This is a genomic window from Sphingomonas sp. C3-2 (assembly GCF_033025475.1).
Classification (GTDB): domain Bacteria; phylum Pseudomonadota; class Alphaproteobacteria; order Sphingomonadales; family Sphingomonadaceae; genus Sphingobium_A.
In genome coordinates, this window is record NZ_CP130322.1 from 236416 (window position 1) to 251861 (window position 15446).

The 15446-nt window shown below is 65.4% G+C and carries 14 protein-coding genes and 1 tRNA gene; all 15 read right to left on the minus strand.

Translation table 11 applies throughout. The features are described 5' to 3' along the window. Positions 1 to 97: 97 nt before the first annotated feature. Positions 98 to 1147: a Glu/Leu/Phe/Val family dehydrogenase gene (locus QYC26_RS01080; protein WP_317513565.1), complete on the minus strand. Its 1050-nt coding sequence runs from the start codon at positions 1145 to 1147 to the stop codon at positions 98 to 100. 225 nt (positions 1148 to 1372) lie between these two features. Further along, positions 1373 to 1449 (minus strand) — tRNA-His (locus QYC26_RS01085). A gap of 65 nt (positions 1450 to 1514) precedes the next feature. Further along, the gene (locus tag QYC26_RS01090) at positions 1515 to 2222 is read right to left on the minus strand and encodes a type II secretion system protein N (protein WP_317513566.1); all 708 of its coding nucleotides are present in this window, start codon (positions 2220 to 2222) and stop codon (positions 1515 to 1517) included. Next, on the minus strand, positions 2222 to 2698 hold the full coding sequence (gspM, locus tag QYC26_RS01095; protein WP_317513567.1) for a type II secretion system protein GspM: 477 nt from the start codon (positions 2696 to 2698) through the stop codon (positions 2222 to 2224). Before gspM ends, QYC26_RS01090 begins: the two co-directional genes overlap by 1 nt. Further along, positions 2695 to 3792 carry a type II secretion system protein GspL gene (gspL, locus tag QYC26_RS01100; protein WP_317513568.1) on the minus strand — a complete coding sequence of 366 codons (1098 nt, stop codon included), beginning with the start codon at positions 3790 to 3792 and terminating at the stop codon, positions 2695 to 2697. Before gspL ends, gspM begins: the two co-directional genes overlap by 4 nt. Continuing rightward, the gene (gspK, locus tag QYC26_RS01105; protein WP_317513569.1) at positions 3789 to 4772 is read right to left on the minus strand and encodes a type II secretion system minor pseudopilin GspK; all 984 of its coding nucleotides are present in this window, start codon (positions 4770 to 4772) and stop codon (positions 3789 to 3791) included. The genes gspL and gspK overlap by 4 nt, the downstream gene beginning before the upstream one ends. Beyond that, a complete protein-coding gene (gspJ, locus tag QYC26_RS01110; protein WP_317513570.1) occupies positions 4769 to 5359 on the minus strand; it encodes a type II secretion system minor pseudopilin GspJ in 591 nt (196 codons plus the stop codon). The genes gspK and gspJ overlap by 4 nt, the downstream gene beginning before the upstream one ends. Beyond that, entirely contained in the window at positions 5356 to 5718 is a 363-nt protein-coding gene (gspI, locus tag QYC26_RS01115) for a type II secretion system minor pseudopilin GspI (protein WP_317513571.1), read from the minus strand. Before gspI ends, gspJ begins: the two co-directional genes overlap by 4 nt. Further along, the gene (locus tag QYC26_RS01120) at positions 5705 to 6154 is read right to left on the minus strand and encodes a GspH/FimT family pseudopilin (protein ID WP_317513572.1); all 450 of its coding nucleotides are present in this window, start codon (positions 6152 to 6154) and stop codon (positions 5705 to 5707) included. The genes gspI and QYC26_RS01120 overlap by 14 nt, the downstream gene beginning before the upstream one ends. Before the next feature lie 23 nt (positions 6155 to 6177). Continuing rightward, positions 6178 to 6636 carry a type II secretion system major pseudopilin GspG gene (gspG, locus tag QYC26_RS01125; protein WP_317514971.1) on the minus strand — a complete coding sequence of 153 codons (459 nt, stop codon included), beginning with the start codon at positions 6634 to 6636 and terminating at the stop codon, positions 6178 to 6180. Between the two features lie 55 nt (positions 6637 to 6691). Continuing rightward, positions 6692 to 7918 (minus strand): type II secretion system inner membrane protein GspF, encoded by a 1227-nt coding sequence (gspF, locus tag QYC26_RS01130; RefSeq protein ID WP_317513573.1) that lies wholly within the window; start codon positions 7916 to 7918, stop codon positions 6692 to 6694. Beyond that, positions 7911 to 9476, minus strand: coding sequence for a type II secretion system ATPase GspE (gene gspE / locus QYC26_RS01135; protein WP_317513574.1), 1566 nt, complete (start codon positions 9474 to 9476; stop codon positions 7911 to 7913). Before gspE ends, gspF begins: the two co-directional genes overlap by 8 nt. Continuing rightward, positions 9473 to 11668: a type II secretion system secretin GspD gene (gspD, locus tag QYC26_RS01140; protein WP_317513575.1), complete on the minus strand. Its 2196-nt coding sequence runs from the start codon at positions 11666 to 11668 to the stop codon at positions 9473 to 9475. Before gspD ends, gspE begins: the two co-directional genes overlap by 4 nt. Further along, a complete protein-coding gene (locus QYC26_RS01145; RefSeq protein ID WP_317513576.1) occupies positions 11668 to 12492 on the minus strand; it encodes a type II secretion system protein N in 825 nt (274 codons plus the stop codon). The genes gspD and QYC26_RS01145 overlap by 1 nt, the downstream gene beginning before the upstream one ends. Before the next feature lie 185 nt (positions 12493 to 12677). Then, positions 12678 to 15377, minus strand: coding sequence for a TonB-dependent receptor domain-containing protein (locus QYC26_RS01150; protein ID WP_317513577.1), 2700 nt, complete (start codon positions 15375 to 15377; stop codon positions 12678 to 12680). Between the last annotated feature and the right edge of the window lie 69 nt (positions 15378 to 15446).

Consider the following 15446-nt stretch of genomic DNA (forward strand, 5'->3'; position numbering starts at 1 on the left):
CATCAACGCGACTGCTAACGCAAGCATTTCGGTCGCGCATCCGTGCTATCCCGGATTGCGCGACCGATGTTTCAGGGACTTCCGATGGCAGGGCGGATCAGGCCCGGCCGATCAGCCGCATCGCGATCCGATCGGCAACGTCGGACGCCGGATCACCGGTCGCTTCGCTCTCGTCCCAGATCTGGTGCAGGCGCCCGGCGATCCGGTGGATGCGCGCCTCTACCTCGGCCTGATCGCCATGCTTCAGATATTCAAGGCCGACATTGATGATGCCGCCGGCGTTGATCACATAATCGGGCGCATAGAGGATGCCGCGTGCCTTGAGGCGGTGGCCGTCCGCGGGCGTCGCCAGCTGGTTGTTCGCGCCGCCCGCGACGACGGTGGTGCGCAGCGCCGCGATCGACTGTTCAGTGAGCACCGCGCCCAGCGCGTTGGGGCTGATGATATCGGCTTCGACGGTGAGGATCTCGTCGGGAGCGATGGCGGTCGCGCCCAGCTCCGCCGCCATGGCCTTGGCCCGCTCGGCATTGACGTCGGCGATGGTGAGGCGCGCGCCTTCGGCCGCCAGCAGCCGCGCCACGCGCCCGCCGACGCTGCCCAGCCCCTGCACCGCGACATGCACGCCGGCCATATCGGTCTTGCCAAGCCCGCGCTCGGCCGCCGCCTTCACGCCAAGGAACACGCCCAGCGCCGTAAATGGCCCCGGATCGCCACCGGCGCTGCCCTTTTCAACCGGCAGGCCCGCGACATGGCGGGTTGCGGTCGCGATCTGGATCATATCGGCATCGTTGATCCCGACATCTTCGGCCGTGACATAGCGCCCGGCGAGCGATTCGACGGCCCGGCCAAAGGCCGCGAGCAGTTCGGGGGTTTTCTGGACGCCGTCATTGGCGAGGATCACGCCCTTGCCGCCGCCCAGCGGCAGATCGGCCATCGCGTTCTTGAAGCTCATCCCGCGCGACAGGCGCAGCGCATCGGTGATCGCCTTGTTCTTGTCGGCGTAGTTCCAGAAGCGCGCGCCGCCCATGGCGGGGCCAAGGTGGCTGCTATGGACGCAAATGACCGCGGTTAGCCCGCTCGCAACGTCGCGAAACAGGTGCACACCTTCGTGATCGTCGAAATCCGGATATTCCCAAACCGAAACCATTGGCCCATCCAATCGCAGAATTAAAATTACGCAATGACGTAATAATATTCGCCAAGCCTCTGCGCCAGCCGTTTCTTCAACTATCGGAAAAATGGTTCGGCCAGCGGGAGTTGCCGTCAAATCCTAGCACGAGCGCCGAACAGAATCAGCAGTCGACGACATAAGCCGGGGCCAGAAAATATTATCAATGTCGCTGTGCTGAATAACCACTTCCTCTTGGGAAAGTGGGGCGATCGAGGGGACTTGAACCCCCGACCCCCGGTACCACAAACCGGTGCTCTAACCAACTGAGCTACGATCGCCATATGCCCGTGTGGGCCGGTCGCGCTCATAAGTGGATGCTATCCCAGCGTCAAGCGGCCCTGCGTCAGAAATGGCCGTTTTCCGAAAAAATATATCCATTCCCCACCTGCTTGAAGCCGACGCCCAGCAGCGCGGCACCCAGCGCGGGCGATGCTTCGGGGATTGCGAAGCTCAACCGATAGGTGGCGTCCCCCCGAATTATCAGGGTCAGCCTTTCCATCCCCGACTGGCTTTGCAGCGGAACCGACAGCGCGTCGCCATCACAGCGCAGGTTGCCGCTCAGCGCTTGCGGCAAGATCACACCGGCAAGGGGGGACGGATCAACGCTGGCATGCGCCCTGCCCGTCGCCTCGACACAGGCGCCATCCGAGAAGCGCGCGGTCACGCCTTCCAGCTGGAGCGATTCGACCGGCAAGGGCGCGAACATCTTCCGCACGGGCACGGTCAGATCGACATTCTCGACGCCAGACCCACGAAAGGATGACACCAGATCGATGCGGCGCGAATCGCTTTCGTCGCGAAAGGCGAATCGCGCCTCCCCCTTCAGCAGCGAGAGGGGCGAGAGCCAGGCGTGCAGATCCCCGACCGTTTCATCGCCCAGCCGCGTGTCTACGAAGCGCCCAGCCCAGACGCTTCCGCGCACCTCGCGCGCGGCAAAGCCGAATGCGCCAAGCGTGTTCGACGGCACCGCCAGCCGCATCGGAAAAAAGACGAGCAACATCGCCGCAAGCGCCCCGGCGAAGATGCCGGCCTCAAATTTGGTCGGCCGCATCACCGAGCCCGGCTCCGAAAATCGACCTGGACGTTGAGCGTCCGGTCGCTATTGGCGCGCGCCACCAGCCGCTGCGGTACGATGCCATGGCGTTCGAGCGAGGCGACCCATTGGAACAGCGCAATCGGGCGCGCCGAGGCGATGGTGATATTGGCCTGATCGGCGCCCGAGGGCTGCGACGGGCCCGGCACGAAGCCTGTTTCGGATGCCGATCGGCTGACAAAATCGGAAAGCGGCATGCCAAGGGCTGCTGGCTTGGCCTTGCGGAAGGCGGCAAGCGCATCCGCCTGCTCGGCAAGCCGGGCATGATCGCCCAGCGCGGTTTCATAGCGCAACCTGGCATTGCTCTGCGCGCTCAGCATGCCGATCACGGCCAGCCAGATCGCCACCAGCGCCATCAACGCGAACATCACGCCGAGCATCCGCTGTTCGCGCGGGCTGCGCTCGCCCCACCACATCTTCCAGCGCGCGTTCATTTCGCCCTCACACTATATTCGGCGACGAACCGCCCGGCCACTTGCTGGGGGGCAGAGCCCTGCCCGCTGAACCCGAATTTCTGGAGGCTGGCGACAAAGGCCGCCTGATCGTCTGCCGCCTGCGTCGCCACGCTGATGCGCACGGTTCCATCCAATCCGAAATCATAGGCCGTCAATTCGGCGTTGGGGACGCTGCGTACCGCCGCAAACACCGCCGCAGTGCTGGGCGCAAAGCCCGCCCCGCCCCCGCGCGCGGCCGTCAGTTCATCCTGAAGGGTGGCGATTGCCCCCGCATCGCTCGCGGCGCCCGGGACAAGGCTGCGGGCAAGCGCCGCTGTATCCGCCTCAACCTTGGCCGCCGCGTGGTTGTAGCGCAGGATCTGCACGACCGGCACCAGTGCCGATATGCCGATGATCGCGGCTATCAGCACACCGATCCGCCGGAATGCCGCGCGATCGGGCTTCCATTTGGTGCTGCGCGCATAGTCCCCCTGGCGCAGGTTTATAAGCGGCCGATCGATGAGAGCGGGCAGCGCACGCGCCACATCCTCCTCGCTCAGGCGCTGCGGAATTTCGCCGCCCAGGATCGCCTGTGTCAGCACCGGCTCATCGGCAAAGGCACTGCTGCCGCCGACGATCATGTCCTGACCAAAGATGCTGGCCACGGCAAAGCCCTGATCAGGCCGCGCGACCAGCACCGAGGCGGGAATGATCGCCTCGGGATCGAGCCCGTGCGCCTGCACCGCGCCCAGCCAGCGGTCCATCAGATGCCGTGCAACCGTCGCCACCGCACGGGTGCCGTCAGCCCCTTCGTCCGCGCCCACGGCAATGTGCAGCGTCTCGATCGGCGAAATGCTGTTTTCCGCCGCGAGCAGGCGCGCGGCGCCCCGTGCCTGCGCCTGGGTAAGGCCGGGCAGCTCGGCCCAGTTCATCGTCACGTCCTGCGCGGGGACGACGGCGATCACGCGCCCCTCGCGGTGGGTGAGCGTTGCCACATCATCGCCCTGCGCGCTCGCGGCCGCGCCGGATATCTTTTGCCACCCTATCCGGTCGTCATGGCCCAGTGTCAAAATCAGGAAGTCTTGGTCGTTCATTCGGGATAGCCCCATTGGCGCCTTACCAGTCGTGCAGGGCGAAGGCCGCCATCCACAAGTGCTGTTTCGTGCAGTTCGGTGCGGCCGAGCCCGATCGTGATGTCGAGCGTGAACCACCGCGTCTTCAATTTGGTCTGTTCGGTCACCTGCTGCCCCGGATTAAGCGCTTCCAACGCAGGAACTGCCCAGAAACGAACAAGGCTTTCATAGCCTTGCGCGGGCCTCTGCGCGAGCATCTTGCGCGCGGTGACAAGGTCGAGCCGCCCGGGCAGCAGCATCGCGAACAGGGGCGCCTGTTCGGGCGACAGCGTGTTGACGTTGATCGGCGACAGCTCGTGATCGGGCAAGGCGCACACCCATGGCCGCAACCGTTCATATATTTCGGGCGTGACCCCCGCCATCACGCGCAGTTCGCTGACGTCCTGAACCGGGACATTGGCCGCCAGATAGGGCGATGCCAGATCGCCATAATATTCGTCTTCGGCGCCGCCCGGCTGCGCCACCTGATCGCTGTCGATCCAGTCGTTCGCCGCCGCGGCGATACGCTGCGCGACGGCGGGCGGGATTTCAATCAATTCCATCAACGCCTTGAACTGCGCGGCGGCGACCGGATTGGCCTGGGTCCGTCCCTCCGCCGATCCACTCACCAGACTGTTCAGGTTGAAACAATTGCCGCCGTCGGTGACGCGCAGTTGCGCCCGCCCGCCGGGAAGCGGGAGATCGACCGTGCGGCCATGCCAGCCGCCCGCCAGCGTCGTCACCGCCGCGTCGTTTTCCAACAGGCTTTCGATCCGCACCAGCGCAATCGCCTCGGCCGCCTGCGAATAGGCGCGCGCCTGATCGATCGCGGCGCCATTGGCGGCCAGATGCGTCGACAGGCGGAGCTTTTCCAGCCCCGCCGCCGCCAGCACCGCCATGACGGCGACGAGCAGCAGCACGCTGAGCAGGGCCGCGCCCCGTTCTTCAGGCCGCCCGTTCAATTGCCCGATCCGACCAGAAAGAGCTGGCGGATCTCGGCGCCGTCTGTGCGCGCGACGACGAGTTCAAGCGCCTGCGGCAGCGCATCGGCGCGGGCGGATTCCCAGCGATCGAACCATTCGCCCTTCACCCGGAAGCGCAGCCGCGCGGCCGTCACATTTTCCATCAGCACCGCGGGTTCGAGCGCGGCCGCGCCGTCCGCCATCGCATAGGCAGTGCGTTCGATCCGCCCGTCCACCAGCCGGTATTCGACCTTCTGGAGCGCCGAGCGATTGCTTCCGGAAGGATTGCTCCACCCCCCGCGGACCAACGCGATGCGGAAATCATCGGCCGAAGCCTCGAACGCCGGAACCCGGTCCCCTGCCTCGTTGCGGCTGGTACGCGGCAAGGCCTGCCCCAGATCGACGCTGAGCGCGGTATCCATTCGCCGCAGTTCGGCCATTTCGTCCAGCCGCTTTCCGGCGGCCTCCTGCCCGCGCACACTGGCGCCGAGCAGCGCCACCCCGGCTGCGGCGAGCATGCTGAAAATCAGCAACGCCACCATCAGTTCGACGAGCGTGAAGCCGCGTTCAGCCCCCCGCGCCGTCATGACACCCGCCGCACGACGACAAGCCCGGCAAGATTGCGCCCGGCCTCATCCTTCACCGAAATGTTGATGCGCAGCAAACGGGCATCGCCGGGGCGCAGCGTCTCGCGTTCCCACAACCAGCGGCGGCCGCCATTCACCGTCTCGCCACTGAGTTTGCCAAGCGTCGGCGCCACCGGATCGGCCTGGGCCTCCACCGCGATGTTCCGGGCGACGATCTGCGCAATCGTCTTTTCCTCGAGATCACCGGTGTTCGACAGGATCGTACTGTCGAGCCGCAGCAGCGCGAGCGCCGCGAGGCTGAAGATCGCGAGCGCCACGAGCATCTCGATCAGCGTGAAGCCGCGCTCATTCGCCGACACGGACGGCTCCGTTCTGCCCGATGCGGACGGTGACGGCCTCGCCGGACCGAAACAGCCGCACCGCCATCGCCTCGCTGGCCAGCCCCGTGCTGTCGAACGTCACGCTGCCGCGCGCATCGCGGCCGATGGCCAGCCGGGTGCCCTCCGCCCATTCGGTCCGCCCCAGCGCGCGCTGATCCAGCGGCGCCCATGCGCCGCCCGAGCGCGCCTCGAAGCTGTAGCCAAGCGGATCGAGCAGCACGCGCATGTCGCGCCCCTCGATCATCGCCTCGTCCCGTACGGTGAGGATGCGCGCGGCCAGCCGTTCGGCATCGGTGCGCAGCCGCCCGCGCGGATCGGGCATCGCGACGACGACGATGGCGGACATCAGCCCGAACAGGGCAAGCACGATCATCAGCTCAACGAGCGTGAAACCCTTTTCGTGCGAACCCTGCATGGCGGCGTCAGTCTATCGGCCAATCAGCGCCAGTTGCCGATATCGGCATTCTCGCCCTCGCCGCCTTCCTGGCCGTCTGCGCCGAAGGAATAGACGTCGAACGTGCCGTTGCGGCCCGGATTGGCATAAAGATAGGGGCGGCCCCAGGGATCGTCGGGCAGGCGCTTCACATAGCCGCCGGGGCGATAGCGATCGGGCTGGGCAAGCCCCGCCGGCGGCTGAACCAGCGCGCGCAAACCGTCGGCCTGTGCGGGGTAGACGAGGTTGTCGAGCCGGTACATTTCAAGCGCCTGTTCGAGCAGCGCGATATCCGCTTCGGCCTTTTTGGACATCGCCTTTTGCTGGCTGGGCATCACGTTGATGACGACGATCGTCGTCAACAGGCCGATGATCACGATCACCACCATCAGTTCGACGAGCGTGAAGCCGCGTTCGCGCTTCTTGCCCACGCGCGCGGGCGTCTCGGTCGATACCGCCTGCATGGCAGGATCATTGCCCGGCGCGGGCGCGGTTTGATTGAATTGGGTCATGACGTCCTCAAATGCCGGCAAGCGACTGAAGTTGCAGGATGGGAAGAAGGATGGAAAGAACGATCAGCGCCACCAGCCCGCCCATCACGACGATGATAGCCGGTTCGAGCAGCGACAGCGCAGTCGCGGTAAACCCGTCGAATTCGCGTTCCAGATAATCGGCCGCGCGTTCGAGCATGATGTCGAGCTTGCCCGCCGCCTCGCCGCTCGCGGCGAGATAGACGAGCAGCGGCGGAAAAACCTTGGCGCGGCGCAGCGCCGCCGAAAGGCTACCGCCGCCGCGAATGGCCTCGACGATGTCTTCCGATGCCGCACGCAGCGCGTGGTTGTGCACGGTCTGCGTCGTCAGGATCAGCCCTTCGAGCAGCGGCAGGCGGCTCGCCACCATCGTCGACAGCGTCCGCGCCATGCGCGCCGCGTGCAGATCGCGCGTCAGCCGCCCGATCAACGGCAGCCCCAGCAGTCCGCGATCGAAACGCAGCCGCAGGCCCGGATCCTGCAGCAACCGCCACGCCCCGACGCCGAATAGCGCCAGCCCCAGCAGCAGCGCCCACCACCAGTTCACCAGAAATTCGGAAAGGCCGATCACCAGGCGCGTGAGCAAGGGAAGCTGCTGCCCGACCGAATCGAACTGCTCCACCACCTTGGGCACGACGAACATCATCAGCGCGATGACGACGAACATCGCGACGATCGCAAGCACCACCGGATAGGCGAGCGCGCTCATCACCTTGCCGCGCACCTGCGCCTGCCGTTCCATCAGGTCGGACAGCCGCTCGAGGATGACGGGCAAGGTGCCCGAGCTTTCGCCCGCCGATATCATCGCGCGGTACAGCGGCGGAAAGCTCTTCGGTTCGCGCCCCATCGCCTCGGACAGGCGGCGTCCCTCAACCACGCCGCCATGGACCGCACCCAATATGCGGGCGACATGCGGTTTTTCGGTCTGCCGCGAAATCGTGCGGAGCGCTTCCTCGAGCGGGCTCACCTGCGCCAGCGTGGCGAGCTGGCGGGTAAAGAGCGTCAGATCCTTGCTGCCCAGACGGCGGCGCGCCACACGCTGCGACGACAGGAGCGCCGCACCGCGCGCCGCCCGCCCGCTGCCAGGTTCCAGCTGCACGACATAAAGCCGTCGTCCTTCAAGCCGGCCCCGGGCCTCGTCCAGCGAGGGCGCGGCGATGCTGCCGCGTTTCTCTCTGCCCGCCGGATCGAGGACCCGATAATCGAAATCAGGCATCCACCGCGTCCCGGCGCGAAATCCGCACGGCCTCTTCGGGCGTGGTCAGCCCCTCGCGCACCAGCTTGCGCGCCGCTGCACCCAGATTGGGCGCGCGCAGGAAGGCATGGCGCGCGATGATCGCCTCGTCGCCGCCATCGTTGATCAGCCGGCGGATCGTCTCGTCGACGCGCACTGCTTCGAACACGCCGATCCGGCCCTTGAAGCCGGTATGGTTGCAGCTCGCGCAGCCCACCGGCTCGTAGATGACCGTGCCCGGATCGAAACCAAGCAGCGAGCCGACCGAGCCCGATGCCTGCACCGGGCGCCGGCAATCGCCGCACAGCCGCCGCACAAGGCGCTGCGCGATCACCGCGCGCAGCGTCGAAGCCAGCAGGAACGGCTCGATCTTCATGTCGCGCATGCGGGTGATGGCGCCCACCGCGTCGTTGGTGTGGACGGTCGAAAGCACGAGGTGCCCGGTGAGCGACGCCTGAACCGCGATCTCGGCGGTCTCGCGGTCGCGGATTTCGCCGACCATCACGACATCGGGGTCCTGCCGCAGGATTGCACGCAGGCCCGCGGCAAAGCTGAGACCGACCTTGGCGTTCACCTGGGTCTGACCGACGCCTTCGATGGCATATTCCACCGGGTCCTCGACCGTCAGGATATTGCGCGTCCCGTCGTTCAAAAGACGCAGGCTGGCATAAAGCGTCGTGGTCTTGCCCGAACCGGTCGGCCCGGTGACGAGGATGATGCCGTTGGGCTCGCTCAGCGCGCTTTTCAGAACCGCGTGGGTTTCCGCGCTCATGCCCAGCACATCGAGGTCGATGCCCGAATTTTCCTTGTCGAGGATACGCAGCACCACGCGCTCGCCCGCGCGGCTGGGAAGCGTGGAGACACGCACGTCGAGCAGCTTGCCGCCCAGCGACAGCCCGATGCGGCCATCCTGCGGCACGCGACGTTCGGCGATGTCGAGGCGCGCCATCACCTTGATGCGGCTGACCACCACGGGCGCCACATGCGCCGGCATGCGCAGCGTCTCGCGCAGCACGCCGTCGATGCGCATGCGCACGACAAGCCCGGTTTCATAGGGCTCGATATGGATGTCGGACACGCCCTGCCGAGCGGCATCGGCGATGATGCCGTTGATCAGCCGGATCGCGGGCGCATCGTCGGCGGTGTCGAGCAGATCGTCCGCCGTGGGCAGATCGGTCGCCAGCAGGTCGAGATCCTCGCCCAGCCCCAGCGAACCCGCGGCGGCCGCCGCCGCCTTGCCGTCCATGGCATAGCGTTCGGACAACAGCCGATCGAAATCACCGGGATCGACGAAGCGCACGTCAAAGGGCTGGCCGACATAGCGCCGCACTTCAAGCAGCGCGCGGGGATCCGCCCCCTGCCGCACGGCGACGTCGAAGCGGCCCCCCTCGCCCTCATTGAGGATGATGCCGAACTTGCGCGCAAAGCCGTAGGGGATATGGAGCAAAAGGCTCGGCGCCGTCGGCTCGATAGCCTCGACGGCGCTCGCCTCGGGTGGCTTGCCGTCCTCGTTCGACGAAGCCCCGCGCCGGATTTTCATTTCCGCCCCCCGCTCTGCTCGCGTGCGTCGACACGGATCGACTGGCTCGAATTATTCTGGCGGATCACCGGATCGGCCGATGCCGCCGGGTCGACGCCGGCCGGTGCCGGTTGCGGCAATTGTTCGGCCGGGATCGGCGGCGCCATGTTCATATAATCGCGCACCAGTTCGTCGAGCGTCGGTTCGCGGTCGGGCCGCGCCAGCAACTGATCGCGGCGGGCATAGCCATAACGCTGTTCGGCGATCGCGCGGGCATCGCTCGAATCGCGGACGATCGTCGGGCGGATGAAGACCATGAGATTGGTCTTGTTGCGCTGACGCGATTTCGAACGGAACAGCGCGCCCAACCCGGGCAGATCACCGAGAAACGGGATCTTCTCGATCGTTCGGCGTTCATTGTCGTCAAGCAGACCGCCCAGCGCGACGATCTGGCCGTCGTCGACCGTGATCGTCGTCTCGATCTCGCGCTTGTTGAGGATCAGTTCGCTGAAATCGGACGAGACCGGCCCGGCGATCGAGCTTACTTCCTGCCTGAGGAACAGCTTGATCGCGCCGCCCGCGTTGATCTGCGGCTTCACCTCGAGCTGGATGCCGACATTCTGGCGCTGCACCGTGCGAAAGGCATTGTCGAAATTGTTGGACAAGGCCTCACCGGTCGTCACCGGGATTTCCTGGCCGACCAGGATCTTCGCTTCCTGATTGTCGAGCGTATAGATCCACGGCGTCGACAAAATATTCGATTTATTGTCTGATTTCACCGCATTGATGATCGCACCGAAGATCGCGTTCGAACCGATGTTGAACGCCATCCCGCCAATGCCGCCGCTGGCGTTCAGGAGTTCCTCAACCGCCGCCTTGTCGAGCGCGTCGCTGATCGCGGAGCCTTCGCTCGTCGTCACGACGTCGCCGTTGATGACCGTGGTGGTGCGGTCGAGTTCGCGCGCGCCGATGGCGCCCGCAATCACGCCGATGCGCGGCGCGACGTTGGAATAGTTGGTGATGCCATAGGGCATCCCGCTGCCGGGCTTGCCGCCGAAGAGGAACTGGACACCCAGCTGGCGCGCCGCGATGTCGGACATTTCGACGATGATCGCCTCGACGAGCACCTGCTCGCGCCGCGTGTCGAGCTGCCGCACCACCTCCCCCAGCTGGCGCTGCATGTCGGCAGGCGCGGAAATGACGATGGCGTTCGCCCCTTCGAACCGCGTCACGATCGCAGGCCCCCGCCCCGGCACGCCGCCAAGCGCCGCAACGCCGCCGCCATTCGACGTCGCCACGGCAGATGCAGCCGCAGGAAGCACCCCGCCAGCGGCCGACTGGGCCGGGGCTGATGCCGCCTGCGTAACGGGCTGCCCAACGAGTTGCTGGAGCACCGGGAGCAGATGCCCCGCATCGGCATGTTCCAGCCAGATCACGCGGATTTCGGTGCCGCTTGCGGCGCGCTTGTCGAGATCGCGGGCAATGTCCGCAAGCCTCGAAACCGTGCCAGTATCGCCGCGCAAGGCAATGGAATTGCTGCTGTCTATCGGCACGATCATCGCCGCAGGGCCGCGCGCATTTTCACCCCCGCCGCCAGCGCCCACCAGTTGCTGCAGCGAGGTCGCGATTTCGCGCGCGCCGGCATTGCGCAGCGCGATCACCGTGGTCGACGAGCCATCGCGGTCGATCCGTTCGATCAGTGCACGGATCCGGCGGATATTATCAGCATAGTCCGCGACGACGATCGAATTGCCACCGCGATTGGCGGTGACCGATCCCTCCTTGCTCACCAGCGGCCTGAGCGTTTCGACCGCCGAGGGCGCCTCGATCGAGCGGAGGCGGAAAACCTCGGTCACGAAGCTGTTCTGCGCGCTGCCGCGCGTGCCCACCCGCCCCGGCTGCGCGGCGGCAGAATCCGCGGGCTGGATGCGAAAATTGCCGCCGCCGGTAGGGATCGCCACCAGCCCGTTCGCCCGGAGAGTGGAGAGGAAAACCTCGAAATATTCGGATTTGCTGAGTGGCCGGTCGGTCACGACCGAAACCTTGCCCTGCACCCGCTGGTCGATGATGAAGGTCCGTCCGGTTACCCGTGCGGCATCCTGGATGAAGGCGCGGATGTCCGCGTCACGCACATTGAGCGTCTGCTGCGCGGCCAACGGCTGGGCGAACGCGATGGCAAGGGCCGTTGCCGCACCGACAAGAAATCTGTTCATTAGCTCGCAATCGAAATGGAAATGGGAAGGACATTGCCGCCGCGCTCGACGGATACCGAAATGTTGAAACCGGGCGCCGCCGTCGCGAAGACGCGCTGGACATCCGCGACATTGCTCACCGGCTTTCCGTTGATCTCGACGATGATGTCGCCTTCGCGGAAACCAGCAGCCTGATACGCCGAACCATCACCCGCCGCGCGGACGACCAGCCCCGAAATCCGGCCGCCTTCGCGGCGTGGCAGGAACTGAAGCCCGGCCTTGATCTGATCGGCGGTGATCCCGCCGCCGGGGGCCATATCGGCGGCAGTGGGAGGGGCCGCGCCCTCGCCCGCTTCGCCGGTGCCCGCACCGTTCGACTGGTCGAGGAAAATCTGCTCGGCCGCACCGCCGCGATCGATCGTCACACTGTCGAACGCGACCGCCTTCAGCGTAACGCCGGGCAGGATTTCATCGCCGACGCCGTAGCTGTTCTGCTGGCCATCCGGCCCCGCGATGATCGCCGAGCCCTGCCCCGACACCTCGTCTAGGCGCGTGCCGAACAGCGTCAGCTGCAGCGAGGTGACCACGCCACCGGCATCGGGCGCGACGCGGAAAAACGGATCGAAGCTGCGGAACAGTTCGGGCGCCTCGGCGGCGATCGCTGCGGCGCGGCTATCGGGCCGCCACTCGCCGACCGGGCCGATCGGCGTCACGGCGATATAGATCAGGCGGGCGCACTGTGCGGCGAGCGCGCACAGCAGCACGGCCTCGGCGAGGCGATATCCGTTCTGTTGCGGCAGGCGCCGAAGCAGGCTTCGGGCACGATGATCGAGACTTAGACGCATTGTGCTCCCCCAAGAGACCGCTGCGCTAGACCGACATTGTTACAGGCAGATGTCGGTCATATTGCCGTCCGATGACTATGGGGCGCCATGCCCCAAGGCAAGCAGCACCGTTAACGCGACGCAAGAAAAACCACGCGGAAACACCCTAGGCCTCCGCGTGGTCAGAGTTCTGGTTTTGGAAAGGCTCAGAGCTTCATTTCGATGCCCAGCGACAGCGAGGTGCCGACGTCGTAGCGGTTCACATCGATGCGATTATCGCCGGCCTGCTGGAATTCGCGGTAGCGTTGCCCAGTCAGATTGCGCGCCTGAAACTTCAGCTCGAATTCGCGCCCCGCGATGTCCAGCGCTTCGCGCGCCACGAAATCGAGGCGGATGCCGGGGCGCTCGATGATGTCGGGCTGCACCGCCTGCCCCTGAATGGGGCCGCGATTGGTGATGCGGTCGCTGGCATAGGTCAGCATCAGCGTCTGCTGCGAAAGCCCGCCATCCTTTTCGAGCCCGATCTGGATGTTGGCGATATGATCGGACTGGCCGGTAAGCGGCCGCGCCCGGTTCGCGGCAAAGAAGTTCGATGCCAGGATGGTGTTGCCGAACGAGTCGGTCACCGTGTCATCCGCGCCGAATTTGATCTTCGACTGGGTGTAGGTGTAGTTTCCGACCAGCACCAGCTTGCGATCCGCGAAGAATGCGCCGCCGAATACATTGTCCAGCGGGACGAACTTCTGAAGCTCCAACTCGGCGCCGTAAAGCTGCGCCTCGGGCACGTTGATGAAGCTGGTCTGGAGCGTGTTGCCGCCGGCAAGGAAGCCATAAGCCTCGATCGGGTTCTTGATCTTCTTGTAGAAACCGGCGGTGCTCAGCCGCTGATTTTCCCCGAAATACCATTCGAACCGCGCCTCGGCGTTGAACAGCGTGCTGTCCTTCAGGAAGGGGTTGCCGAAATATTGGCGGTCGCTTTCGGGGTCCTGATAGATCTGGAGCGCAAGCTCGCGGAACTGCGGGCGGGCGATCGTCTTGGACGCCGCGACGCGCAACTGCATGTCTTCGGCAAAGTTCCAGGTGATCGTGCCGCTCGGCAGCCAGTAGGAATTGTTGATCCGCGTCGCCGGAACGCTGGTCGCGCCGCTGAACAGCGAAACCGGGGTCACCTGCTGCTGCGCATCTTCAAAGCGGACGCCCGCCGCCACACGCACCAGCGGGGTCAGCTCGGCTTCGACCTGGCCGTAACCGGCGTGGACGTCCAGCCCGGCAGTATAGGCCGCGGCACCCGACTGGCCCGAGGTTTCGGTCAGCTGGATGTTGTAAGTATAGATATTATAATCGGACAGCAGATAGTCCGGGCGTTCCTGCGCGACAGCACCCAGCGCACCGCCCGCCGGGACGAAGCGGAACTCGCGCCGTTCGGCGTCACGCTCGGTCTTCGAATAGGCATAGCCCGTGCTCAGCTTGATCGGCATCCCGGTGGGCAGATCATAGCCGAAATCGATCCCACCGGCATAGACATCCTCGTTCAGCGTGCTGAACGCGATACGCGCGCTCTGCCCCGGAGAGGTCAGGTTGTTGACGAAGTCGTCGACCGTAGCGTCATAGGCATAGCTGAAGCTGCGCTCATAGGGCGCGTCGCGCTTCGAATTGGCATAGGTGCCACGGACATCGACCGAGAGATCGTCGAACTTGAACTCGCCGAGCAACTGGGTGTCGAACAGCTGGCGTTCGAACCAATAGCTGTTCTGCGTGATGATCGGGGTGTCGTCGTCAAGGCTGAGGCGATCGAACCCGCGCGACAGGCGGCCCTGCTTGATCGTGTCGTGGATATAGACATTGGTCCAGCGCAGCTTGTGTTCGCCCCATTCATATCCGACGCCGAGCATGCCGTTCGCGACGATGCGGTTGTCGGTGATGACCGAACGGAAATCGCGGGCGGGCGCGCCTTCGAGCAGCGGATCGTTCGAACCCTGCTGGATCGCGTCGCGCGTGCGCCATTCATTGCCGAACGAGGCGCTGGCGATCAGGCCCAGCGTGCCATCGCCCACTTCCCAGCGGTCGCCTGCTTCGAGGCTGGCGGAAAAATTGGCCGGGATATCGTTGTTGCGCTGGAGCAGCGCGGTCGGCGCGTTGGTCAGGCTGGCGGTGATGTCCTGCATGTCGCGGGCGGTGAAGTCCGCGCCCTCGGTGATCAGCTTGCCGCTGTTGAGCGCGGCCTTGAGCGGGCCCGAAACGCTGCGCGCACCATCGTCATACCCCAGCCAGTCGGTATCGCTGCCATAATAGGTGTAGCCGAGCTTGCCCGTCGTCTCGCTGTCCCCCGAAATGCCGACGCCGATCTTGAAAAAGGGCTCGTCGGGGATGGCCTTGGTGTTGAGGTCGATCACGCCGCCGCCGAACTCGCCGGGATATTTCGCCGAATAGCTCTTCTGAACGACGGCACTCGCAATCAAACTGGCGGGAAAGATGTCGAGCGGCACGACGCGCTTCAGCGGTTCGGGCGACGGGAGCGGCGATCCGTTGAGCAGCGCCAGCGAATAACGATCGCCCAGGCCGCGCACATAGACATAGCCGTTGCCGACGACGCTGAGCCCGGTGACGCGGCCCAGCGCGCCCGCAATATCACCTTCGCCGGTGCGCTGGATATCGGCATCCGACAGGACGGAGACGACCTCGGCGGTCGCGCGGATCGGCTCGGGAATATTCTTGCCGAGGACGACGATTTCATCGACGGCAGCATCATCGGGCGCAGAGGCGGCGGGCGCGGCATCGACGGTGGCCATTGCCAGGGTAACCGGCTTTGCCTCACCCGTTTCAGGGCTGGTCTGGGCGATGGCGGCAGGCGCCACCAACGCGGTCGTGATCAGCAGCATGCTACCACGGATGAGCGGCTTTTTCATGAATGTCCCCGGACATTTATACTAGGAATATGGGGACGACGCGCACGGCGCCGTCCCCGCTGTGCCTTT

What these genes read in the sequence shown, in the direction of transcription:
- gspG (WP_317514971.1), bottom strand. Translation starts at nt 6,636, where the DNA reads ATGCAGGCGGTATCGACCGAGACGCCCGCGCGCGTGGGCAAGAAGCGC.
- gspE (WP_317513574.1), bottom strand. Translation starts at nt 9,476, where the DNA reads ATGAAAATCCGGCGCGGGGCTTCGTCGAACGAGGACGGCAAGCCACCC.
- gspM (WP_317513567.1), bottom strand. Translation starts at nt 2,698, where the DNA reads ATGAACGCGCGCTGGAAGATGTGGTGGGGCGAGCGCAGCCCGCGCGAA.
- gspF (WP_317513573.1), bottom strand. Translation starts at nt 7,918, where the DNA reads ATGCCTGATTTCGATTATCGGGTCCTCGATCCGGCGGGCAGAGAGAAA.
- gspD (WP_317513575.1), bottom strand. Translation starts at nt 11,668, where the DNA reads ATGAACAGATTTCTTGTCGGTGCGGCAACGGCCCTTGCCATCGCGTTC.
- QYC26_RS01090 (WP_317513566.1), bottom strand. Translation starts at nt 2,222, where the DNA reads ATGCGGCCGACCAAATTTGAGGCCGGCATCTTCGCCGGGGCGCTTGCG.
- QYC26_RS01150 (WP_317513577.1), bottom strand. Translation starts at nt 15,377, where the DNA reads ATGAAAAAGCCGCTCATCCGTGGTAGCATGCTGCTGATCACGACCGCG.
- gspJ (WP_317513570.1), bottom strand. Translation starts at nt 5,359, where the DNA reads ATGACGGCGCGGGGGGCTGAACGCGGCTTCACGCTCGTCGAACTGATG.
- gspL (WP_317513568.1), bottom strand. Translation starts at nt 3,792, where the DNA reads ATGAACGACCAAGACTTCCTGATTTTGACACTGGGCCATGACGACCGG.
- QYC26_RS01145 (WP_317513576.1), bottom strand. Translation starts at nt 12,492, where the DNA reads ATGCGTCTAAGTCTCGATCATCGTGCCCGAAGCCTGCTTCGGCGCCTG.
- QYC26_RS01120 (WP_317513572.1), bottom strand. Translation starts at nt 6,154, where the DNA reads ATGCAGGGTTCGCACGAAAAGGGTTTCACGCTCGTTGAGCTGATGATC.
- QYC26_RS01080 (WP_317513565.1), bottom strand. Translation starts at nt 1,147, where the DNA reads ATGGTTTCGGTTTGGGAATATCCGGATTTCGACGATCACGAAGGTGTG.